Consider the following 22,780-nt stretch of genomic DNA (forward strand, 5'->3'; position numbering starts at 1 on the left):
GCAATCTATTCGTTTTAAAGTGCTTGCAAACCTATCCATTCAGTGGCGTACAGGTGAGCCATTATGTTTAAGCACTTATTACTGCTTCTGCTGATGTCCGGGTTCGTGATCACCCGGGCCTCAGGTGAATCGTTACCGGGCAGATTGAACGTTGAGCAACCACTGGCATCGGTAGTGACGCTCTACAGTGATAAAGCCCTGGTCAGCCAGAGGTTCGATACCCGACCCGATGGGCTGGGCAGTCTGAAGATTGCCGGTCTGCCGATCAACCGGCTTGATGGCAGTCTTAATCTTGAATACGTCGATGGTGATACTGTTTACCGGCCTGATGACGTTTTCTGGCAACAGGGCGGCCTGGATCGCGATAATTACTATCGGAATCAGCTTGGCAAAAACGTTGAACTGTTTGGTGGCGGTCTTAACGTTGCCATTCAGGGAAAACTGGTCAGCTACCAGCAGGGAATCGGGCTGGTGGAAGGCAACAATGGCCGTCAGTATTTGATTGATTATCATGATCCCCAGGGGTTGAGGATACTGTCACTGGCCGCTTCGGAGACTCAGGGAGAAAATCTCCAGTACGTAAAGGCGGATTTTGGCCAGCAGCCGGTGAGTGGTTCCCTGAAGCTCTCGTATATTACGCCTCAATTAAGCTATGACAGCCATTATCGGTTAACGCTTTTATCCCACAACCAGGGACGTCTGGAATTAAAAACGCTGCTAACCAACAGTGCCAATATCAACTTCGATCAGGCAACCATTCGCCTTGTGGCCGGTGGTGAAGGAGGCGTTGCCGAGTTTTACCAACAGAACCGGATGCTTAAAGCCTCGGCGATGGCAGAAACCGTTGACTACGGGGAGCGTGTCGGTGAAGTGTTGCTGACCACCTTACCAAAGGACACCGTTCTTCCCGCCAATAGCAGACAGCTGGTGGATCTTTTCTCAGAACCACTGCATCTTGAAAAGCTGTATACCCTTGACGTATATGGCCGCTCCACCGGTGGCAGAACGGCCACGGTTGAACGACCCAGGCTGACCTGGAAATTTGCGGCCCCCCTGGATCTCCCACCTGCACAGGTTCGTCTGTATGAACAGGATCCGGAGGGTGGCTATATCATCAGTGGTCACTCATGGTTACCCAAAACTACCTCAGGAGATAGTGCCTGGTTGACCATGGGAGAAGCGCTGGCCGTTCGTGTTGAGCGTAACCGTCTTGATCTTGAACAGAAGAGTGGTAAAGAGCTGATGGTAAAATGGCAGGCAACGGTCTCTAATGACCAGCAAGACAGTATTACGCTGTTGTTAAGAGAGCGTGACAGCAACCTGATAAAGTTCGACAGTGTCAGGGGAGCCACGCTGGAAAAGCCGGATCAGCTTCGTGTTGAGGTGGCTGCCGGTACCCGCAAAACCATACATTATACGACTAAATACCGTCGTTGATGACAGGAGGCTGGTTTGCGCTATACATCCATTGTTGTACTGACCGGTTCGGGTGTCTCTGCCGAGTCTGGAATCAGAACATTCCGGGCCAGTGACGGGCTCTGGGAGAATCATCCTGTTGAGGATGTGGCAACCCCTGAAGGCTACGCCCGAAACCCCGCACTGGTACAACGCTTTTACAACGACCGAAGGCGGCAGCTGAACTCAGTCAAACCAAACCGTGCTCACCAGGTACTTGCCGCGTTTGAACGTCATTTCTCCGGAAGTTTTCTTCTGGTGACGCAAAATGTTGATGATCTCCATGAGCGGGCAGGGAGCAACCGGCTGATTCACATGCATGGTGAGTTGTTGAAAGTTCACTGCCAGGAGACAGGGCAGGTTTTTTATTGGGATCAGGATGTTACCGTCGATACTCCCTGTGAATGCTGCGGTGTTGCCGGTAATCTTCGTCCACATATTGTCTGGTTTGGTGAGATGCCTTTACGGATGGATGAGATTTATCAGGCACTGTCCGTCTGTGATCTCTTTGTTTCCATTGGTACGTCAGGAAACGTCTATCCCGCTGCCGGGTTCTTTCAGGAGGCTGCTGCTGCAGGAGCAAAGACGGTTGAATTGAATCTTGAGCCGGGCAATCACGGCTCTTTTTTTGATGAACAGTATTTCGGTGCAGCTACCAAAGTGGTTGACCGTTTCTTCAGTTCGCTGTTGTGATATGGGTTTGGGAAACTTAATGCAGAAAAATTGGTCTGATGCAGAAATATATTTCTGCTTGAGAACCAGAAAATGTTACCTGACAATGTTGCTAATCTCTCTCTTGCTGAACTATCAACATATCGTCATAGTCAGGATCCCGGGCTTGTGCAAGAACAAGCCCGTGAGGCGCGAGAAGCGCCTGCCTTTTTTAAATATCAAAGAGTTCTGGAAGCTGAAGATATAGATGCTCTTAAAACTTATATAATAAATTCAGGTGAGCCTGAAATAACCGGAAATGAATCACTGCAAGAATTATCAGCAAGAGTAATCAGAAGGGCATTACTTGATGTGTCAATGATTTCAATCGACGCCAAGAGCCTGGGACTTCCCGTTTCATGTCATCGACAAATACAACCGAGCTTATTATCTGATCATCATGGTAAGTTAGTTGATGATAAATTAAAAAGTCTATTACGTCTGTTTAGACCATTTCATAAAGAACCAGGCATAAATTTATCTTATATTGAATTCCTTTTTTATATTCGTTCACTTAGTCGGGAAATCTATGAAGATGATCCTATTGAGAATTTTTTCAGGGAGGTTGTATTTATGGGCCATACGGAAGCAGCAAAATGGGCGTTGAAGGCAGGTGGGCCGAAAGTTGAGAAAATAATTCCGAAAGTCCGCAGTGAGGCTGCTCATTCGGGGGGGGTTTACTGCCGCTCAGACGCTGTTAAAGCTAGGCAACAGCACGTTTACTCAAGAGGAAAAAGATCACTGCCTGAGACGTTCGATGGCTATGGAGACTCCTGCTGAGAATATCAAAGCCTGGATTGAATTCGGTGGCCGAATAGACGACAAGTTTCTGGATGATAAGTTAAGATTTGCTGCAGAAAATAATCTTTTCCAGGTTGGGGAATACGATAAAGTATTGGCGCAGTTTTATCCTGAGGACAAACTTAACCAAAATTTAATGGCGGCAGTATCTGACGAGGATCTGACCCAGGCAAAACAGTGGCAGCTGTTGGGTGGGAAAGCAGCCACATCAGAAATTGAAGAGCGTATTGAACACCATCACAGGAACAACCCATTACGGATGCGTTAATGGTTGTGGCACCTGTAAGTTGTATATTTGAGCTTGGCTGCACTATTAGGGTAGACATTAAGCACCTACCCCCAGCTTCGGGAGGTTGAAGACGAAGCCACGAAGAACACAAAGAAGAGATTTTCTTTTCCTTCGTGTTCTTTGTGTACTTCGTGTTTCCATGTTTATTTATTCGGACATTCTGTACAAATTATTAATGAATTCATTTGAGAACATACCTTTCTCAATACAATAGCGAATCAATGGGGTAATCGGTTTTAAATTTTGACAGAATTTGGTTACGATTGCATAACCATTTTTACATTCATAAGCTGAACTTGGTGTAGCTACATCCATGCTAGGCAACTTATCTTTGCATAATTGAAGATTTCTCCCGAATAGCTCACCCTCAAATGCAAAAGAAATTTCACTTTCTATCTCATCTGATACAAAATAACCCTCAGGCGTATAAAGTTTTTTTTCCCAGAGATCCCATCTCCAATTATCGGGGTTGTCAGGATTTTTTGAAGCGGTACTGATCTTCGAATCTTGCGGTGCTGACAATGAATAATGCTTTATCAAATAATCACTCAATGGTTGGACAACTTGTTTGGGTGTGCAGCCTAATTCTAAAGCGGCATTTTCAATACCATCATCAGCCGTTTTAATAATTTTTGTTACAAAATCATTAAATTTACCCTGATCCTCTTCACTTATTGCAGTTGCATAAGAGGTAAAATCTGGTGATTGTTGCGGGCGATAACTTACTGGTGGGTTCAGCATTGAAAGACCTTCCTCGCTAATTTGAAGTAGATGTTAACATTCGAACTTAGGGTAGACATTAAGCGTCTACTCCCCTCTTCGGGAAGTTAAAGATGGAACCACGAAGGACACAAAGAGCACAAAGAAGAGATTTTCTTTTCCTTCGTGCTCTTTGTGTCCTTCGTGGTTCCATTCAAAAGCCATTGAACATGGAGGGGTAAGCTTAATGTCCACCCTAAGAACATTCGAATGGTTAAGAGTAATGAATCATTCAGAATCTCTTACTGATACACTCTTACCTAATCTGACTGTTTGTCACGAAAATCGTTCCCTCGTTAAAAAATTATTTATCCAGCAAGATAACCCATTGCCTCTTCCAGGCCATTAATGGTCAGCGGGAACATTTTGCCTTCCATCTGCTCATCAATCAGTCGTGTTGATGAGGTATATTGCCAGGCATGTTCCGGGGAGGGGTTCAGCCATGCGACCCGGTCAAAGTGCGCTTTCAGCCGTGACATCCAGACCTGACCGGCCTCTTCATTGAAATGTTCGACACTGCCGCCGGGTGAGGTAATTTCATAGGGAGACATGGCGGCGTCGCCCACAAAAATCACCCGGTAATCCTTGCCGTAGCGGTGAATCACATCCCAGAGGCTGATGCGCTCCTGCTGACGACGACGGTTATCCTGCCAGACACTTTCATAGAGATAGTTATGGAAGTAATAGAACTCAAGGTGTTTAAACTCGGTTCGGCAGCAGGCAAACAACTCCTCACACAGGCGAACGTAATCGTCCATTGAGCCGCCAATATCCATGAACAGCAGCACTTTCACGGCATTATGGCGTTCAGGCACCATCTTGATATCCAGCATACCCTTGCTGGCCGTTGAGCGGACGGTGTCGTCAAGATCCAGCTGGTCTGCTGCCCCCTGGCGGGCAAAGCGGCGTAATCGGCGCAGTGCCATCTTCATATTGCGGCTGCCGAGTTGCTCGTTATCATCCAGGTTTTTAAACTCCCGCTTATCCCAGACTTTGGTGGCTTTACGGTGTCTGGATTGATCCTGACCAATCCGAATGCCGGAAGGGTTATAACCATAAGCGCCAAACGGTGAGGTTCCGCCGGTGCCAATCCATTTATTACCGCCCTGGTGACGACTTTTCTGTTCCTCCATTCTCTGTCGGAATGTATCGAGTAATTCCCGGAGGTTTTTCATGCCCTGGATGTTTGCCTTGTCATCATCGGAAAGCTGTCGTATAAACGCCTGCCTTAACCATTCTTCAGGTATCAGTGCTTCCAGCATGTCATCCATGGCGTCAAGGCCGTTGAAAAAAGCCTGGCAGGCTTTATCAAACTTGTCGTAATGCCTTTCATCCTTGACCAGAATGGTTCGCGCTAACTGGTAAAAGCCTTGCTGATCGGCGTAGATCAGTTTTGCATCCAGTGCTGCCAGCAGGTCGAGATATTCCCGGGTGGTGGCAGGTACACCAAATGCCCGGACGGTTGCAAAAAAATTGGTCAGCATGGTGAGTCCTCAGGCCGGTTAACCGCGTCGGCTCATAAAGGCCAGCCGTTCCAGCAGATGGACATCCTGCTCATTTTTCACCAGCGCACCATGCAGCGGGGGAATGGCACTTCTGGTATCACGGTTTTGAAGAATATCTGCCGGGATATCGTCGGAGTTGAGCAGTTTCAGCCAGTCGATCAGCTCGGAAGTCGAGGGCTTCTTCTTGAGACCGGGGATCTCCCTGAGTTCGAAAAATACCTGAAGGGCCTCATCGACCAGTTTTTTCTGCAGGTCAGGAAAATGTACCCGGACAATTTCCCTCATGGTTTCTGCATCAGGAAAGCTGATGTAATGAAAGAAGCAGCGTCTTAAAAACGCATCAGGCAGCTCTTTCTCGTTGTTACTGGTGATAATGACTATAGGGCGTTGTCGGGCTTTTATCTGTTGTTGGGTCTCGTAAACATTGAACTCCATCTTGTCCAGCTCTTGCAGCAGGTCATTGGGGAATTCAATATCTGCCTTGTCTATCTCATCGATCAGCAAAACCGACTGCTGGTCTGACTCAAAGGCTTCCCAGAGTTTGCCTTTGACAATGTAATTGCTGATATCGTGAACCCGCTCATCGCCAAGTTGAGAGTCTCGAAGGCGGGATACCGCATCGTATTCGTAGAGCCCCTGCTGGGCCTTGGTGGTGGATTTGATATGCCATTGCAGCAGCTCTTTGCCCAGGGAACGGGCCACCTGTTCTGCCAGCATGGTCTTGCCGGTGCCGGGTTCTCCTTTAATCAGGAGAGGGCGTTGTAATGTTACGGCAGCATTGACGGCCATTTTCAGGTCATCGGTAGCGATATACTGGTCGGTACTTTCAAAGCTCATAAGGCAGTTATCTTCTTTTTGTTCTGGAATACGCAATAAGTAGCTGGCCATATGGAATCATATATTTCTGGCTACTTGGGCAGGTGCTATGCGAGGCACAACGGAGGGAGCATAGCCGTAGCTATGTGACCGGAGTTGTAACGAAGCAGAGTGCCTGAACAAGGAGTCAGAAATATATGATTTCATATGGTTAGCTACTTACAGCAGACGTGTTTCTCTTATTTATCGTGCGTCAGGTTGTGGGTAAGGGTAACGCAAAAGGGAGGAGGATGGATAGTCATCGGCTGTTATCAGGGGTGATCTTTTCAGTTGATGACTGCAAACAGTAATACCATCGCAGGTATTGAAAAGTTGGAAGCCCGCCTTCCCTGAAATGTGAAAACGGTTCTTGAGTCATGATGGAAGGGAAGAGGTTACTTTCTTCTATTCCTTTTTCTACTTTTTAGTTTACCCTTTTTCCTTTGTGAATGTCCTTCGGTAGTTAAGTCACAGTGATCTTGCCATCCTTTATCGGCAGTAACATATCGCTTACCTGCCCCCCGCGTTTGAGTAAGTGATACAGAGCCATGCCGCTGTGGCGGGATGTTCACCCTGATCTTTATTTGATCCATATATCGTTTTATTGAGTCCTTGCCCCAAAGCTGGTTAACCGGGATTTCAACGACCTCAAATCCTGCGTTTTGCAGCAGTGCGATTTTCAGCAGAGTCGAACCTTTCCTGGTTTTGAAATCACCACCCACGTAATGAGACGGTCCCTGAATTTCAATCACCACGTTGTGATCTGGCAGAAGCAGGTCAACCGGAGGTAATGAGTTCAAACTCTTTTCTTCTTCAATCTTCAAAGAGGGCATAAATGATTGGAGCTGATCGCGGAAGCCGGATTGAGGCTTTGAAATGGTTGTCTGGTAATGGGGGACGACCGGACACGATCTGCCAAGCCAACTGGCGGCCATGATCATGATGGCTTGATACTCTTTATTATCTGGCGAGGTATTTTCCAGGCGATTCAACAGGTCATCCATGTGCTTTTCAAGCACGTTATTTTTAATGGCATTGGAGTCTAAAGCCAACCTGGCACAGCATACCATTACTCCCCAGAGGGACATCAATGTGTCTTGCTGAGAGAGCCGGGGGTTTTCACTGACTTTGTAGACAAGCGATTCGAACGTAGAGGTAAGCACGTTCAGCTCAACGAGCTCACCCAGTTTCGCCAGGGCCCACAGAAGATTGGCGATATGCTGAGGAATAAACTGGTCTTTCTGTGTGTTCACGAGGGGCAACAGCGCGGCCACGGCCTCTTTGAACTCTGGTGTCTGCTTCTGCCCGTTGTCCACCAGTTTCGCCATGGCCCACAGCAGGTTGGCGATACCCTGACCAGTAAATTGTTCTTTCTGTACGTTTACGAGGGGCAACAGCCCGGCCACGGCCTCTTTGAACTCTGGTGTCTGCTCCTGCCCGTTGTCCACCAGTTTCGCCATGGCCCACAGCAGGTTGGCGATACCCTGACCAGTAAATTGTTCTTTCTGTACGTTTACAAGGGGCAACAGCGCGGCCATGGCATCGCTGAGCCCTGGAGTTTGCTCCTGCTCGTTGTCCGCCAGTTTCGCCATGGCCCACAGCAGGTTGGCGATTTCCTGTGGATTAAAGCTGGCTTTCTGTGTGTTTACGTAAGGCAATAGCGCGGCCACAGCCTCGTTGAGTTCTGGTGTTTGCCCCTGCCCGTTGTCCACCAGTTTCGCCACGGCCCACAGAAAATTGGCAATTTCCTGTGGGGTAAAGTTAGCTTTTTGTGTGTTCACGTGGGGCAACAGCGCGGCCACGGCCTCGCTGAGTTCTGGTGTCTGTTCCTGCCCGTTGTCCACCAGTTTCGCCATGGCCCACAGCAGGTTGGCGATACCCTGTGGTTTAAAGGTAGTTGTCTGTGCGTTCACGAGGGGCAACAGGGCGGCTAAGGCCTCTTTGAGCCCCGGTGTACGCTCCAGCCCGTTGTCCACCAGTTTCGCCATGGCCCACAGCAGGTTAGAGATTTCCTGTGGGTTAAAGTCAGCTTTCTGTCTGTTCACAAGGGGCAACAAGACGGCCACAGCCCCTTTGAGCCCAGGTGTGTGCTCCTGTCCGTTGTCTACCATTTTTTGCCATTGCCCACAGCAGGTTGGCGATAGCCTGAGGAATAAATTGATCTTTCTGTACGTTTACCTGGGGCAACAGCGCGGCCACGGCCTCGTTGAGCTCTTGCGTCTGCTCCTGCCCGCTGTCCAGCAGTTTCGCCATGGCCCACAGCAGGTTAGCGATTTCCTGAGCACCAATATTTCTGGCTTCAGGTTTTAGGTTGCAGTTAAATATTATTGCATCAAGTAGCGTTGACAATAAGGCAGCTTGAGTGAGCTTAACATGCTCATTCATGGGTTTATGAGGGGTAAAAACACCCGCTGAAGTAAATGAGTGCAGTGTTGTCGTCAGGCTTCGCCAATTCCAGCTCCGTGTTGGGGTAAAATTTTGCAGCATACGTATCAGCTGGCTTTGTTCAGCTCGATTTAACGGTCTTTCAGCAGCTGACGTGTATTTTTTAATTAAACTGGCATATTGCCCGTGATTTCTCCCATCATAGCGGTGACCGAAATGATCCGATTTACTCACCAGATCAGCCATTATTTCCTGTTTGATGAGGGCATTAAAATTCTGAGCAGGGTTTACTGAACGGTACTGTAGATGTTGAGAAGAGCGTGTGCCAGAAGAAAGGTAAAATTCATTACGCCCCGGAGCATTGCGGGGGGGATTATCACATTGTTTGACTGTGGCACGTCTATATCGTCCACGCCCAGAAGAAGGGGCATGGTCATTCGGTTGGTTGTAATCATTACCTGATCTTGTGTATCGGCCACTGATACCAGAAGATCTTCTATCCATAATTATATTTCATTAATTCATGAGAATATAAAAAGCAGACTGCGTTTCTGTTCAGAAGTTCATTTTGCTGAACGGTTTATAAACGCCAATGGTTGGAGAAGAACATCTACTCTGAATTGTGAAAACAGTTCCTGAGTCATGATGGCAGGGAGGCGATTACTGGCGGTTTGTTCTCTTCTTTATTTGATCAATAAATGGTTTCATTAAATCCTGTTTACAAAGCCGGTTAACCGGGATTTCAATGACCTCAAATCCTGATTTTTGCAGCAGTGCGATTTTCAGCAGAGTCGAACCTTTCCTGGTGTTGAAATCACCACCCACGTAATGAGACGGTCCCTGAACTTCAATCACTATGTTGTGATCTGGCAGTAGCAGGTCAACCGGAGGCAATGAGTGCAAACTCTTTTCTTCTTCAATCTTCAAAGAGGGCATACATGATTGGAGTTGATTGCGGAAGTCGGCCTGGGTTTTTGACATGGCTTTCTGGTAATGGCAGACGACCGGACACGATCTGCCAAGCCAACTGGCGGCCATGATCATGATGGATTGATCCTCTTCATTATCTGGCGATGTATTTTCCAGGCGAGTCAACAGGTCATCCAGATGTTTTTCAAGCACGTTATTTATATTGGCATTGGAATCTAGAGATAACCTGGCACAGCATACCATGACTCCCCATAGAGACATCGATATAACTTGCCTGGAGAGCTGAGGGTTTTCACGGAGTCTGTACACAAGCGATTCGAACGTAGAGGCAACCATGTTCAACTCAACGAACTCACCCAGTTTCGCCATGGCCCACAGCAGGTTGGCGATATGCTGAGGAATAAATTGGTCTTTCTGTGCGTTCACGAGGGACAACAACGCGGCCACGGCCTCTTTGAACTCTGGTGTCTGCTCCTGCCCGTTGTCCACCAGTTTCGCCATGGCCCACAGCATGTTGGCGATACCCTGACCATTAAATTGTTCTTTCTGTACGCTCACGAGGAGCAACAGCACGGCCACGGCCTCTTTGAACTCTGGTGTCTGCTTCTGCCCGTTGTCCACCAGTTTCGCCATGGCCCACAGCAGGTTGGCGATTTCCTGTGGATTAAAGCTGGTTTTCTGGGTGTTTACGTGAGGCAATAGCGCGGCCACGGCTTCGTTGAGTTCTGGTATCTGGTCATGCTCGTTCTCCATCAGTTTCGCCATGGCCCACAGCAAGTTGGCGATACCTTGTGGTTTAAAGGTAGCTCTCTGTGCATTCACGAGGGGCAACAGGGCGGCCACGGCCTCTTTGAGCCTTGGTGTTTGCATCTGCCCGTTGTCCACCAGTTTCGCCATGGCCCACAACAGGTTGGCGATACCCTGACCATTTAATTGCTCTTTCTGTACGTTCACGTGGGGCAATAGCGCGGCCATGGCCTCGTTGAGCCCTGGTGTCTGTTCCTGCCCGTTGTCCACCAGTTTGGCCATGGCCCATAGCAGGTTGGCGATAGCCTGAGCATTAAATTGGTCTTTCTGTGCGTTCACGTGGGGCAACAGCGCGGCCACAGCCGCGTTGAGCTCTGGTGTCTGCTCCTGCCCGTTGTCCACCAGTTTCGCCATGGCCCACAGCAGGTTGGCGATAGCCTGTGGTTTAAAATTAGCTTTCTGCACGTTCACGTGGGACAACAGCACGGCCACGGCCTCGGTGAGTCCTGGTGTTTGCTCTTGCCCGTTGTCCGCCAGTTTCGCCATGGCCCACAGCAGGTTGGCGATAGCCTGAGCATTAAATTGGTCTTTCTGTGCGTTCACGTGGGGCAACAGCGCGGCCACGGCCTTGTTAAGCCCTGTTGTCCGCTCCTGCCCGTTGTCCACCAGTTTCGCCATGGCCCACAGCAGGTTGGCAATGCCCTGGGCTTTAAATTGGTCTTTCTGTGCATTCACGCGGGGCAACAGCGTGGCCACGGCCTCTTTGACCTCTGGTGTCCACTTCTGCCCGTTGTCCACCAGTTTTGCTATGGCCCACAGCAGTTTGGCGATTTCCTGAGGTTTAAAGTTAGCTTTCTGCACCTTCACGTGGGGCAGCAGCACGGCCACGGCTTCTTTGACCACTGGTGTCCACTCCTGCCCATTGTCCACCAGTTTCGCCATGGCCCACAGCAGGTTGGCGATTTCCTGAGGTTTAAAGTTAGCTTTCTGCACGTTCACGCGGGGCAACAGCGCGGCCACGGCCTCGTTGAGCCCTGGTGTCTGCACCTGCCCGTTGTCCACCAGTTTCGCCATGGCCCACAGCAGGTTGGCGATTTCCTGGGGGTTAAAGTTAGCTTTCTGTGCAATTACGTGGGGTAACAGCGCGACAAGAGCCACTTTGAACTCTGGTGTTTGCTCCTGCCCGTTGTCCACCAGTTTCGCCATGGCCCACAGCAGGTTGGTGATACCCAGGGCTTTAAATTGGTCGTTCTGTGCGTTCACGCGGGGCAACAGCGCGGCCACGGCCTCTTTGACCACTGGTGTCCACTCCTGCCCGTTGTCCACCAGTTTCGCCATGGCCCACAGCAGGTTGGCGATTTCCTGGGGGTTAAAGTTAGCTTTTTGTGCAATCACGTGGGGTAACAGCGCGACCAGAGCCTCTTTGAACTCTGGTGTTTGCTCCTGCCCGTTGTCCACCAGTTTCGCCATGGCCCACAGCAGGTTGGCGATTTCCTGAGGTTTAAAGTTAGCTTTCTGCACGTTCACGCGGGGCAACAGCACGGCCACGGCCTCTTTGACCACTGGTGTCCACTCCTGCCCGTTGTCCACCAGTTTCGCCATGGCCCACAGCAGGTTGGCAATGCCCTGGGCCTTAAATTGGTCTTTCATTGCGCACACGTGGGGCAACAGCGCGACAACGGCCTCGTTGAACTCCGGTGTCAGCTTCTGCCCTTTGTCCACCAGTTTCGCCATGGCCCACAACAGGTTGGCGACACCCTGGGCATCAACATACCTGGCGTGAGGTTTTTGGTTGCACTTGAATATGATGGCATCCAGTAGTGTTGACAGTAAGGCAGCCTGAGTACGCTTAACACGCTGATCCATGGGTTTATGAGGGGTAAAAACACCCGCTGAAGTGAATGAATGAAGTGTTGTCGTCAGGCTTCGCCAATTCCAACTCCGGGTTGCGGTAAAATTTTGCAGCGAACGTATCAGCTGGCTTTGTTCCACTCGATTTAACGGTCTTTTAGCAGCTAACGTGTATTTTTTTATTGAACTGGCACACCAGCTGTGATTTCTCCCATCATAGCGATGACCGAAATGATCCGATTGACTCACCAGGTCATCCATTATTTCTGGTTTGATGAGCGCTTTAAAGTCTTGAGCAGGGTTTACTGAACGGCGCTGTAGATGTTGAGAAGGGCATGCGTCAGAAGAACGGTAAAATGCAGTACGCCCCGGATTATTGCGTGGGCTATCATCCCTCTGCCTGACCGTGGCATGTCGGTATCGTCCACTCCTCGAAGCAGCAGCACGGCCACCCGGTCGGTTATGATTATTATCTGATCTTGCGTATTGACCACTGATACCAGCAGAGCTTCTATCCATAACTATATTTCATTACTTCATGAAGATATAAAAGGCAGACTGCTGTGCAGTTCAGAAGTTCATTTTGCTGAAATGTTTATATATAAGCAGTGCCGTATTTCTCATCTGCCGAACCGCTTTTAAGTGACACAGAGCCATGACCCTGTGGTTTGATCTTTACCCTGGTTTTTATTTGATCAATATATAGTTTCATTGAATCCTGGCTCCTGAGCTGGTTAACCGGGATTTCAATGACCTCAAATCCTGATTTTTGCAGCAGTGCGATTTTCAGCAGAGTCGAACCTTTCCTGGTGTTGAAATCACCACCCACGTAATGAGACGGTCCCTGAACTTCAATCACCATGTTGTGATCTGGCAGTAACAGGTCAACCGGAGGCAATGAGTTCAAACTCTTTTCTTCTTCAATCTTCAAAGAGGGCATACATGATTGGAGTTGATGGCGGAATTCGGCCTGGGTTTTTGAAATGGCTGTCTGGTAATGGCGGACGACCGGACACGCTCTGCCAAGCCAACTTGAGGCCATGATCATGGTGGATTGATCCTCTTCATCATGCGGCGATTTATTTTTCAGGCGAGTCAACAGGTCATCCATGTGCTTTTCAAAAACGTTATTTTTATTGGCATTGGAGTCCAGAGCCAGCCTGGCACAGCATACCATGACTCCCCAGAGAGACATTGATATCTCTTCCCTGGAAAATTCAAGGTTCTCACTGATTCGATAGACAAGCGATTCGCACGCAGAGGTAGCCAGGTTCAGCTCAATGAGTTCACCCAGTTTGGCCGTGGCCCACAGCAGGTTGGCAACATGCTGGGCAATAAATTGCTCTTCCTGTGCGTTCACCCGGTGTAACAGCTCAGCTACGGCCACGTTGAGCCCTGGTGTTTGCTCCTGTCCGTTATCCCCCAGTTTTGCCATGGCCCACAGCAGGTTGGCGATTTCCTGTGGGTTAAAGTTAGCTTTTTGTACGATCACGCAGGTCAACAGCGTAGCCACGGTTTCGTTGAACTCTGGTGTCTGCTCATATCTGTTGTCTACCAGTTTCGCCATGGCCCACAACAGGTTGGAGATATCCTGTGGTTTAAAGTTAGCTTTCTGTACTTTCACGTGGGGCAGTAGCGTGGCCACGGCCTCGTTGAGCCCGGGTGTCGGCTTCTGCTCGTTGCCCAGCAGTTTTGCCATGGCCCACAGCAGGTTGGCGATATCCCGGACATTAAATTGGTCTTTCTGTGTGTTCACCCGGGTCAACAGTGCGACCAGTGCCTCGTTGAGCCCGGGTATCTGCTCCAGCCCATTGTCCACCAGTTTCGCCATGACCCACAGCAGGTTGGCAACATGCTGGGCATTAAATTGGTCTTTTTGTGTGTTCACGAGGGGCAACAGGGCGGCCACGGCCTCCTTGAGCTCTGGTGTTTGCTCCTGCCCGATGTCCACCAGTTTCGCCATGGCCCACAACAGTTTGCCGATTCCCACGGCATTAAGTTGGTTTTTCTGTGCGTTCACGAGGGGCAACAGGGCGGCCACGGCCGCATTGAACTCTGGTGTCCACTCCTGCCCGTTGTTCACCAGTTTCGTAATGGCCCACAGCAGGTTGGCAATGCCCTGGGCATTAAGTTGGTTTTTCTGTGCGTGCACGAGGGGCAACAGGGCGGCCACGGCCTCGTTGAGCTCTGGTGTCTGCTCCAGCCCATTGTCCACAAGTTTCGCTATGGCCCACAACAGGTTGGCGATATGTTGAGGAATAAAATGGTCTCTCAGTGCGTTGACGAGAGGCAACAGAGCGGCCGCGGCCTCGTTGAGCCCTGGTGTCTGCTCCAGCCCGTGGTCCACCAGTTTCGCCATGGCCCACAACAGGTTGGTGATACCCTGAGGAATAAATTGGTTTTTCTGTGCGTTCACGTGGGGCAACAGGGCGGCCACGGCCTCTTTGAACTCTGGTGTCTGTTCCAGCCCGTTGTCCACCAGTTTCGCCATGGCCCACAGCAGGTTGGCAATGTTCTGGGCATTAAGTCGGTTTTTCTGTGCGTCCAGGAGGGGCAGCAGGGCTACCACGGCCTCTTTGAGCCCTGGAGTCCACTCCAGCTCGTTGTCCACCAGTTTCGCCATGGCCCACAACAGGTTGGCAATGCCCTGGGCATTAAGTTGGTTTTTCTGTACGTTCACGAGGGGCAACAGGGCGGCTAAGGCCTCTTTGAGCCCGGGTGTCCGCTCCAGCCCGTTGTCCACCAGTTTCGCCATGGCCCACAGCAGGTTGGCAATGCCCTGGGCCTTAAATTGGTCTTTCTGTGCCTTCACGTGGGGCAACAGGGCGACCACGGCCTCGTTGAGTCCTGGTGTCGGCTCCAGCCCGTTGTCCACCAGTTTCGCCATGGCCCACAGCAGGTTGGCAATGCCCTGGGCCTTAAATTGGTCTTTCATTGCGCTCACGTGGGGCAACAGCGCAACAACGGCCTCGTTGAACTCCGGTGTCTGCTTCTGCCCTTTGTCCACCAGTTTCGCCATGGCCCAAAGCAGGTTGGCGATACCCCGGGCATCAATATTCCTGGCTTGAGGTTTTTGGCAGCAGTTAAATATTATTGCATCCAGTAGCGTTGACAATAAGTGAGCTTGAGTAAGCTTAACGCGCTCATCCATGGGGTAATGAGGGGTAAAAACACCCGCTGAAGTCAATGAATGAAGTGTTGTCGTCAGGCTTCGCCAATCCCAACGCCGTGTTGGGGTAAAGTTTTGCAGCAAATGAATCAGCTGGCTTTGTTCCGCCCGGTTTAACGGTCTTTTAGCAGCTGACGTGTATTCTTTAATTGAATTGGCAAATTGACCGTGATTTTTTCCATTATAGCGATGACCGAAATAATCCGATTTACTCAACAGATCATCCATTATTTCCTGTGTGATGAGGGCATTAAAATCTTCAGCAGGGTTTACTGAACGGTACTGTAGGTGTTGAGAAGAGCGTGAGCCAGAAGAATGGTAAAATTCATTGCGATCCGGTGCAGTGCGGGGGGGATTATCCCATGGTCTGACTGTGGCATGTCTATATCGTCCACGTCCTGAAGAAGGGACGCGGTTATTCGGTTGGTTGTAATCATTACCTGATCTGGTGTAATTACCACTGATACCAGCAGATCTTTTATCCATAATTATATTTCATTAATTCATGAGAATATTAAAAGCAGACTGCGGTTCTGTTCAGAAGTTCATTTTGCTGAACGGTTTATAAATGCAAGTGGTTGGAGGAGAGCACCTACTCTGAATTGTGAAAAGGGTTCCTGAGTCATGATGGCCGGGAGGCGATTACTGGCTGTTTGTTCTCTTCTTTATTTGGTCAATCAATGGTTTCATTAAATCCTGGTTACGAAGCTGGTTAACCGGGATTTCAATGACTTCAAACCCTGCTTTTTGCAACAGTGCGATTTTCAGCAGAGTCGAACCTTTCCTGGTTTTGAAATCACCATTCACGTAATGAAACGGCCCCTGAACTTCAATAATAATGTTGTGATCTGGCAGTAACAGGTCAACCGGAGGCAATGAGTTCAAACTCTTTTCTTCTTCAATCTTCAAAGAGGGCATACAGGATTGGAGTTGATTGCGGAAGTCGGATTGACGTTTTGAAACGATTGTCTGGTAATGGGGGTTGAACGGACACGTTCTGCCAAGCCAACTGGCGGCCATGGCAATGGTGGTTTGATCCTCTTCATTATCTGGGAATGTATTTTCCAGGCGAGTCAACAGGATATCCATGTGCTTTTCAAGCAAACTATTTTTATTAGCATTGGAGTCTAGAGACAACCTGGCACAGCATACCATTACGCCCCAGAGACACATTGATATATCTTGCCTTGAGAGCTGAGGGTTTGCACTGCTTCGGTAGACAAGCGATTCCAATGTAGAGGTAACCATATTCAGCTCAACGAGTTCACCCAGTTTCGCCATGGCCCACAGCAGGTTGGCGATACCCTGTGGTGTAAAGTGAGCTTTCCGTGTGCTCACGTGGGGTAACAGTGCTGCCACGACTGCTTTGAACTCTGGTGTCCATTCCTGCCTGTTGTCCACCAGTTTCGCCATGGCCCACAACAGGTTGACGATGTGCTGAGGAATAAATTGGTCTTTCTGTGCGTTCACGTGAGGCAACAGCGTGGCCACAGCCTCGTTGAGCGCTGGTGTCTGCTCCAGTCCGTTGTCCACCAGTTTCGCCATGGCCCATAGCATGTTGGCGATCTCTTGTGGTTTAAAGGTAGCTCTCTGTGCATTCACGTGGAGCAACAGTGCGGTCACGGCCTCGTTGAGTTCTGGTGTCGTCTCCTGCCCGTTGTCCACCAGTTTCGCCATGGCCCACAGCAGGTTGGCGATACCTTGTGGTTTAAAGGTAGCTCTCTGTGCATTCACGTAGGGCAACAGTGAGGTCACGGCCTCATTGAGTTCTGATGTCGACTCCTGCCCGTTGTCCACCAGTTTCGCCATGGCCCACAGCAGATTGGCAATACCCTGTGGTGTAAAGTTGGCTTTCTGTGCGCTCACGTGGGGCAACAACGCGGCCATGGCCTCGTTGAGCTCTGGTGTCCGCTCCTGCCCGTTGTCCACCAGTTTCGCCATGGCCCACAGCAGGTTGGTGATTTCCTGTGGTGTAAAGTTAGCTTTCTGTGCGATCACCAGGGGCAATAGCGTGGCCACGACCTCGTTGAGTGCTGGTGTCTGCTCCAGCCCGTTGTCCACCAGTTTCGCCATGGCCCAAAGCAGGTTGGCAATAAACTGGACATGAAATTGGGTTTTCTGTGCGTTCACCCGGGGCAACAGCGTGACCAGGGCTTCGTTGAGCCCTGGTGTCTGCTCCTGCCCATTGTCCACCAGTTTCGCCATGGCCCACAGCAGGTTGGCGATATGCTGAGGAATAAATTGGTCTTTCTGTGCGTTCACATTGGGCAACAGCGCAGCCACGGCCTCGTTGAACCCCGGTGTCCGCTCCTGGTCGTTGTCCACCAGTTTCGCCAGGGCCCACAGCAGGTTGGCAATATGCTGGGCACTAAATTGGTCTTTCTGTGCGTTCACGTAGGGCAACAGCGCGGCCACGGCCTCGTTGAGCCCTGGTGTCCGCTCCAGCCCGTTGTCCACCAGTTTCGCCATGGCCCACAGCAGGTTGGCGATACCCTGTGGTTTAAAGTTATCTTTTTGTCCGTTCACATGGTGCAACAGCGCGGCTACAGCTTCGTTGAACTCTGCTGTCTGCTTCTGCCCGTTGTCCACCAGTTTCGCCATGGCCCACAGCAGGTTGACAATATTCTGGGTACTAAATTGATCTTTCTGTGCGATCACATGGGGGAACAGCGCGGCCACAGCTTTTTTGAGCTCCGGTGTCCACTCCCCGTTGTCCACCAGTTTCGTCATGGCCCACAGCAGGTTGGCGATACCCTGGGCATTGAATTGGTCTTTCTGTATGTTCACGTGGGTCAACAGGGCACCCATGGCCTCTTTGAACTCTTGTGTCTGCTCCAGCCCGTTGTCCACCAGTTTCGCCATGGCCCAAAGCAGGTTGGCAATGCCCTGGGCCTTAAATTGGTCTTTCATTGCGCTCACGTGGGGCAACAGCGCGACAACGGCCTCGTTGAACTCCGGTGTCTGCTTCTGCCCGTTGTCCACCAGTTTCGCCATGGCCCACAGCAGGTTGGCGATACCCCGGGCATCAATATTCCTGGCTTGAGGTTTTTGGCAGCAGTTAAATATTATTGCATCAAGTAGCGTTGACAATAAGTGAGCTTGAGTAAGCTTAACACGCTCATCCATGGGGTAATGAGGGGTAAAAACACCCGCTGAAGTCAATGAATGAAGTGTTGTCGTCAGGCTTCGCCAATTCCAGCTCCGTGTTGGGGTAAAGTTTTGCAGCATACTTATCAACTGGCTTTGTTCTGCCCGGTTTAACGGTCTTTTAGCAGCTGACGTGTATTCTTTAATTGAACAGGCAAAGTGACTGTGATTTTTTCCATTATAGCGATGACCGAAACGATCCGATCTTCTCACCAGATCATCCATTATTTCCTGTGTGATGAGGGCATTAAAATCTTTAGCAGGGTTTACTGAACGGCACTGTAGATGTTGAGAAGAGCGTGTGCCAGAAGAATGGTAAAATTCATTGCGATCCGGTGCAGTGCGGGTGGGATGATCCCATGGTCTGACTGTGGCATGCCTATATCGCCCACGCCCTGAAGAAGGGGCATGGTTATTCGGTTGGTTGTAATTATTAACTGATCTTGTGTATTTACCACTGATACCAGCAGATCTTCTATCCATAATTATATTTCATTAATTCATGAGAATATAAAAAGCAGACTGCGGTTCTGTTCAGAAGTTCATTTTGCTGAACGGTTTATAAACGCTAGTGGCTGGAGAAGAACATCTACTCTGAATTGTGAAAACGGTTCCTGAGTCTTGATGGCAGGGAGACGATTACTGGCGGTTTGTTCTCTTCTTTATTTGATCAATAAATGGTTTCATTAAATCCTGGTTACAAAGCTGGTTAACCGGGATTTCAATGACCTCAAATCCTGATTTTTGCAGCAGTGCGATTTTCAGCAGAGTCGAACCCTTTCTGGTGTTGAAATCACCACCCACGTAATGAGACGGTCCCTGAACTTCAATCACCATGTTGTGATCTGGCAGTAACAGGTCAACCGGAGGTAATGAGTTCAGACTCTTTTCTTCTTCAATCTTCAAAGAGGGCATGCATGATTGGAGTTGATTGCGGAAGTCAGCTTGTGTTTTTGAAATGGCTGTCTGGTAATGGGGGGTGAACGAACACGCTCTGCCAAGCCAGCTTGAGGCCATGATCATGATGGATTGGTCCTCTTCATTATCTGGCGAGTTATTTTCCAGGCGAGTCAACAGGTCATCCATGTGCTTTTCAAGTACATTATTTTTATTGGCATTGGCGACTAGAGACAACCTGGCACAGCATACCATTACCCCCCAGAGAGACATCGATATCTCTTTCTGAGTAAACTGAAGGTTCTTACTGATTCGATAGCCAAGCGATTCGAACGCAGAGGTAGCCACGTTCAGCTCAATGAGTTCACCCAGTTTGGCCGTGGCCCACAGTAGGTTGGCAATATCCCGGGCATTAAATTGGTCTTCCTGTGCGTTCACCCGGTGCAACAGCGCGGCCACGGCCTCGTAGAGCCCTGATGTTTGCTCCTGCCCGTTATCTACCAGTTTTGCCATGGCCCAAAGCAGGTTAGCGATTTCCTGTGGGTTAAAGTTAGCATTTTGTACGATCACGCAGCTCAACAGCACAGCCACGGTTTTGTTGAACTCTGGTGTCTGCTTGTACCTGTTGTCTACCAGTTTCGCCATGGCCCACAGCAGGTTGGCGATATCCTGTGGTTTAAAGTTAGCTTTCTGTACTTTCACGTGGGGCAATAGCGTGGCCACGGCCTCGTTGAGCCCGGGTGTCGGCTTCTGCTCGTTGTCCACCAGTTTCGCCATGGCCCACAGCAGGTTGGCGAGATCCCGGGCATTAAATTGGTCTTTTTGTGCGTTCACGTAGGGCAATAGTGCGGCTACGGCCTCGTTGAGCTCTGGTGTCTGTTCCTGCCCATTGTCCACCAGTTTCGCCATGACCCACAGCAGGTTGGCAACATGCTGGGCAATAAATTGGTCTTTTTGTGTGTTCACGTGGGGCAACAAGGCGGCCACAGCCCCGTTGAGCTCTGATGTCCACTCCTGCCCGATGTCCAACAGTTTCGCCATGGCCCACAACAGGTTGGCGATTCCCTGGGCACTAAATTGGTCTTTTTGTGCGTTCACGAGAGGCAACAGGGCGACCACGGCCCTGTTGAGCCCCGGTGTCTGCTCCAGCCCGTTGTCCAGCAGTTTCGCCATGGCCCACAGCAGGTTGGCGATATGCTGAGGAATAAATTGGTCTTTCTGTGCCTTCACGAGAGGCAACAGGGCGGCCACGGCCCCGTTGAGCCCCGGTGTCTGCTTCTGCCCATTGTCCACCAGTTTCGCCATGGCCCACAGCAGGTTGGTGATATGCTGAGGAATAAATTGGTCTTTCTGTGCGTTCTGTGCGTTCACGAGAGGCAACAGGGCGGCCACGGCCCCGTTGAGCCCCGGTGTCTGCTCCTGCCCATTGTCCACCAGTTTCGCCATGGCCCACAGCAGGTTGGCGATTCCCTGGGCATTAAATTTATTTTTCTGTACGTTCACGTGGGGCAACAGGGCGGCCACGGTCTCTTTGAGTCCTGGTGTCCACTCTTGCTCGTTGTCCACCAGTTTCGCCATGGCCCACAGCAGGTTGGCGATATCCTGGACATTAAATTGGTCTTTCTGTGCGTTAACCCGGGGGAACAGCGCGACCAGGGCCTCGTTGACTCCCGGTGTCCGCTCCAGCCCGTTTTCCACCAGTTTCGCGATGGTCCACAGCAGGTTGGCGATATGCTGAGGAATAAATTGGTCTTTCTGTGCGTTCACGAGAGGCAACAGGGCGGCCACGGCCTCGTTGAGCCCTGGTGTCCGCTCCAGCCCGTTGTTCACCAGTTTCGTAATGGCCCACAGCAGGTTGGCAATGTCCCGGGCATTAAGTTGGTTTTTCTGTGCGTTCACGAGGGGCATCAGGGCGACCACGGCCTCGTTGAGCCCTGGTGTCCGCTCCAGCCCGTTGTCCACCAGTTTCGTAATGGCCCACAGCAGGTTGGTAATGCCCTGGGCATTAAGTTGGTCTTTCTGTGCGTTCACGAGGGGCAACAAGGCGGCCACGGCCTCGTTGAGCCCTGGTGTCCGCTTCTGCCCGTTGTCCGACAGTTTCGCCATGGCCCACAGCAGGTTGACAATATTCTGGGTATTAAATTGATCTTTCTGTGCGTTCACATGGGGGAACAGCACGGCCACGGCTTCTTTGAGCTCCGGTGTCCACTCCCCGTTGTCCACCAGTTTCGTCATGGCCCACAGCAGGTTGGCGATACCCTGGGCATTGAATTGGTCTTTCTGTATGTTCACGTGGGTCAACAGGGCACCCATGGCCTCTTTGAACTCTGGTGTCTGCTCCAGCCCGTTGTCCACCAGTTTCGCCATGGCCCACAGCTGGTTGGCAATGCCCTGGGCTTTAAATTGGTCTTTCATTGTGCTCACGTGGGGCAACAGCGCGACAACGGCCTCGTTGAACTCTGGTGTCCGCTTCTGCCCTTTGTCCACCAGTTTCGCCATGGCCCAAAGCAGGTTGGCGATACCCCGGGCATCAATATTCCTGGCTTGAGGTTTTTGGTGGCAGTTAAATATTATTGCATCAAGTAGCGTTGACAATAAGTGAGCTTGAGTAAGCTTAACACGCTCATCCATGGGGTAATGAGAGGTAAAAACACCCGCTGAAGTCAATGAATGAATTGTTGTCGTCAGGCTTCGCCAATTCCAGCTCCGTGTTGGGGTAAAGTTTTGCAGCATACGTATCAGCTGGCTTTGTTCTGCCCGGTTTAACGGTCTTTTAGCAGCTGACGTGTATTCTTTAATTGAACTGGCAAATTGGCTGTGATTTTTTCCATTATAGCGATGACCGAAATGATCCGATTTACTCAACAGATCATCCATTATTTCCTGTTTGATGAGCGCATTAAAATCCTGAGCATGGTTTACTGAGCGGCGCTGTAGATGTTGAGAAGAGCGTGCGCCAGAAGAATGGTAAAATTCATTACGCCCCGGGGTTGTGCGGGGGATATTATGCCGCTGTCTGACTGTACTCTGTCTATATCGCCCATGCCTTGAAGAAGTGGCATGATTATCCGGTTGGGTGTAATCATTACCTGGTCTTGCGTATTTGCCACTGAAACCAACAGAGGTTCTATCCATAATTATATTTCATTAATTCATGAGAATATAAAAAGCAGACTGCGGTTCTGTTCAGAAGTTCATTTTGCTGAACGGTTTATAAACGCCAATGGTTGGAGAAGAACATCTACTCTGAATTGTAAAAACGGTTCCTGAGTCACGATG

Annotated in this window: 13 protein-coding genes; 4 read left to right on the top strand and 9 right to left on the bottom strand. The window is 50.1% G+C overall.

All coding sequences use genetic code 11. The annotated features are described in order from the left end of the window. Positions 1-63 precede the first annotated feature (63 nt). The 4 genes from O3276_RS02450 to O3276_RS02465 all read left to right on the top strand — a co-directional run bounded on the left by O3276_RS02450 (position 64) and on the right by O3276_RS02465 (position 3,235). The gene (locus O3276_RS02450) at positions 64-1,437 is read left to right on the top strand and encodes a hypothetical protein (RefSeq protein WP_269674204.1); all 1,374 of its coding nucleotides are present in this window, start codon (positions 64-66) and stop codon (positions 1,435-1,437) included. 15 nt (positions 1,438-1,452) lie between these two features. Continuing rightward, on the top strand, positions 1,453-2,148 hold the full coding sequence (gene cobB, locus O3276_RS02455) for a Sir2 family NAD+-dependent deacetylase (RefSeq protein WP_269674205.1): 696 nt from the start codon (positions 1,453-1,455) through the stop codon (positions 2,146-2,148). 72 nt (positions 2,149-2,220) lie between these two features. Next, the gene (locus O3276_RS02460) at positions 2,221-2,946 is read left to right on the top strand and encodes a hypothetical protein (RefSeq protein ID WP_269674206.1); all 726 of its coding nucleotides are present in this window, start codon (positions 2,221-2,223) and stop codon (positions 2,944-2,946) included. Continuing rightward, positions 2,924-3,235, top strand: coding sequence for a hypothetical protein (locus O3276_RS02465; protein ID WP_269674207.1), 312 nt, complete (start codon positions 2,924-2,926; stop codon positions 3,233-3,235). Before O3276_RS02460 ends, O3276_RS02465 begins: the two co-directional genes overlap by 23 nt. Positions 3,236-3,403: 168 nt before the next feature. On the opposite strand, the gene O3276_RS02470 is transcribed toward O3276_RS02465, so the two are convergent. The 9 genes from O3276_RS02470 to O3276_RS02510 all read right to left on the bottom strand — a co-directional run bounded on the left by O3276_RS02470 (position 3,404) and on the right by O3276_RS02510 (position 22,636). Next, entirely contained in the window at positions 3,404-3,997 is a 594-nt protein-coding gene (locus O3276_RS02470; RefSeq protein ID WP_269674208.1) for a hypothetical protein, read from the bottom strand. 326 nt (positions 3,998-4,323) lie between these two features. Then, complete coding sequence (locus O3276_RS02475) at positions 4,324-5,499, bottom strand: vWA domain-containing protein (protein ID WP_269674209.1); 1,176 nt, start codon at positions 5,497-5,499, stop codon at positions 4,324-4,326. Between the two features lie 18 nt (positions 5,500-5,517). Next, on the bottom strand, positions 5,518-6,357 hold the full coding sequence (locus O3276_RS02480) for an AAA family ATPase (RefSeq protein WP_269675925.1): 840 nt from the start codon (positions 6,355-6,357) through the stop codon (positions 5,518-5,520). Positions 6,358-6,770: 413 nt separating this feature from the next. Next, complete coding sequence (locus O3276_RS02485) at positions 6,771-8,486, bottom strand: RAP domain-containing protein (RefSeq protein ID WP_269674210.1); 1,716 nt, start codon at positions 8,484-8,486, stop codon at positions 6,771-6,773. Next, the gene (locus O3276_RS02490; protein ID WP_269674211.1) at positions 8,401-9,264 is read right to left on the bottom strand and encodes a hypothetical protein; all 864 of its coding nucleotides are present in this window, start codon (positions 9,262-9,264) and stop codon (positions 8,401-8,403) included. The genes O3276_RS02485 and O3276_RS02490 overlap by 86 nt, the downstream gene beginning before the upstream one ends. A gap of 156 nt (positions 9,265-9,420) precedes the next feature. Continuing rightward, the gene (locus O3276_RS02495; RefSeq protein WP_269674212.1) at positions 9,421-12,807 is read right to left on the bottom strand and encodes an RAP domain-containing protein; all 3,387 of its coding nucleotides are present in this window, start codon (positions 12,805-12,807) and stop codon (positions 9,421-9,423) included. Between the two features lie 76 nt (positions 12,808-12,883). Next, positions 12,884-15,943 carry an RAP domain-containing protein gene (locus tag O3276_RS02500; RefSeq protein WP_269674213.1) on the bottom strand — a complete coding sequence of 1,020 codons (3,060 nt, stop codon included), beginning with the start codon at positions 15,941-15,943 and terminating at the stop codon, positions 12,884-12,886. Positions 15,944-16,099: 156 nt separating this feature from the next. Then, a complete protein-coding gene (locus O3276_RS02505; protein WP_269674214.1) occupies positions 16,100-19,087 on the bottom strand; it encodes an RAP domain-containing protein in 2,988 nt (995 codons plus the stop codon). A gap of 156 nt (positions 19,088-19,243) precedes the next feature. Further along, entirely contained in the window at positions 19,244-22,636 is a 3,393-nt protein-coding gene (locus O3276_RS02510) for an RAP domain-containing protein (RefSeq protein WP_269674215.1), read from the bottom strand. Positions 22,637-22,780: the final 144 nt, after the last annotated feature.

This window comes from Endozoicomonas sp. GU-1 (genome assembly GCF_027366395.1).
Taxonomy (GTDB): domain Bacteria; phylum Pseudomonadota; class Gammaproteobacteria; order Pseudomonadales; family Endozoicomonadaceae; genus Endozoicomonas.

Bases quoted from the DNA above. Each gene is read 5' to 3' on its own strand.
- O3276_RS02450 (WP_269674204.1), top strand. From the start codon at position 64: ATGTTTAAGCACTTATTACTGCTTCTGCTGATGTCCGGGTTCGTGATC.
- O3276_RS02460 (WP_269674206.1), top strand. From the start codon at position 2,221: ATGTTACCTGACAATGTTGCTAATCTCTCTCTTGCTGAACTATCAACA.
- O3276_RS02465 (WP_269674207.1), top strand. From the start codon at position 2,924: ATGGCTATGGAGACTCCTGCTGAGAATATCAAAGCCTGGATTGAATTC.
- O3276_RS02470 (WP_269674208.1), bottom strand. From the start codon at position 3,997: ATGCTGAACCCACCAGTAAGTTATCGCCCGCAACAATCACCAGATTTT.
- O3276_RS02475 (WP_269674209.1), bottom strand. From the start codon at position 5,499: ATGCTGACCAATTTTTTTGCAACCGTCCGGGCATTTGGTGTACCTGCC.
- O3276_RS02480 (WP_269675925.1), bottom strand. From the start codon at position 6,357: ATGAGCTTTGAAAGTACCGACCAGTATATCGCTACCGATGACCTGAAA.
- O3276_RS02485 (WP_269674210.1), bottom strand. From the start codon at position 8,486: ATGGTAGACAACGGACAGGAGCACACACCTGGGCTCAAAGGGGCTGTG.
- O3276_RS02490 (WP_269674211.1), bottom strand. From the start codon at position 9,264: ATGGATAGAAGATCTTCTGGTATCAGTGGCCGATACACAAGATCAGGT.
- O3276_RS02495 (WP_269674212.1), bottom strand. From the start codon at position 12,807: ATGGATAGAAGCTCTGCTGGTATCAGTGGTCAATACGCAAGATCAGAT.
- O3276_RS02500 (WP_269674213.1), bottom strand. From the start codon at position 15,943: ATGGATAAAAGATCTGCTGGTATCAGTGGTAATTACACCAGATCAGGT.
- O3276_RS02505 (WP_269674214.1), bottom strand. From the start codon at position 19,087: ATGGATAGAAGATCTGCTGGTATCAGTGGTAAATACACAAGATCAGTT.
- O3276_RS02510 (WP_269674215.1), bottom strand. From the start codon at position 22,636: ATGGATAGAACCTCTGTTGGTTTCAGTGGCAAATACGCAAGACCAGGT.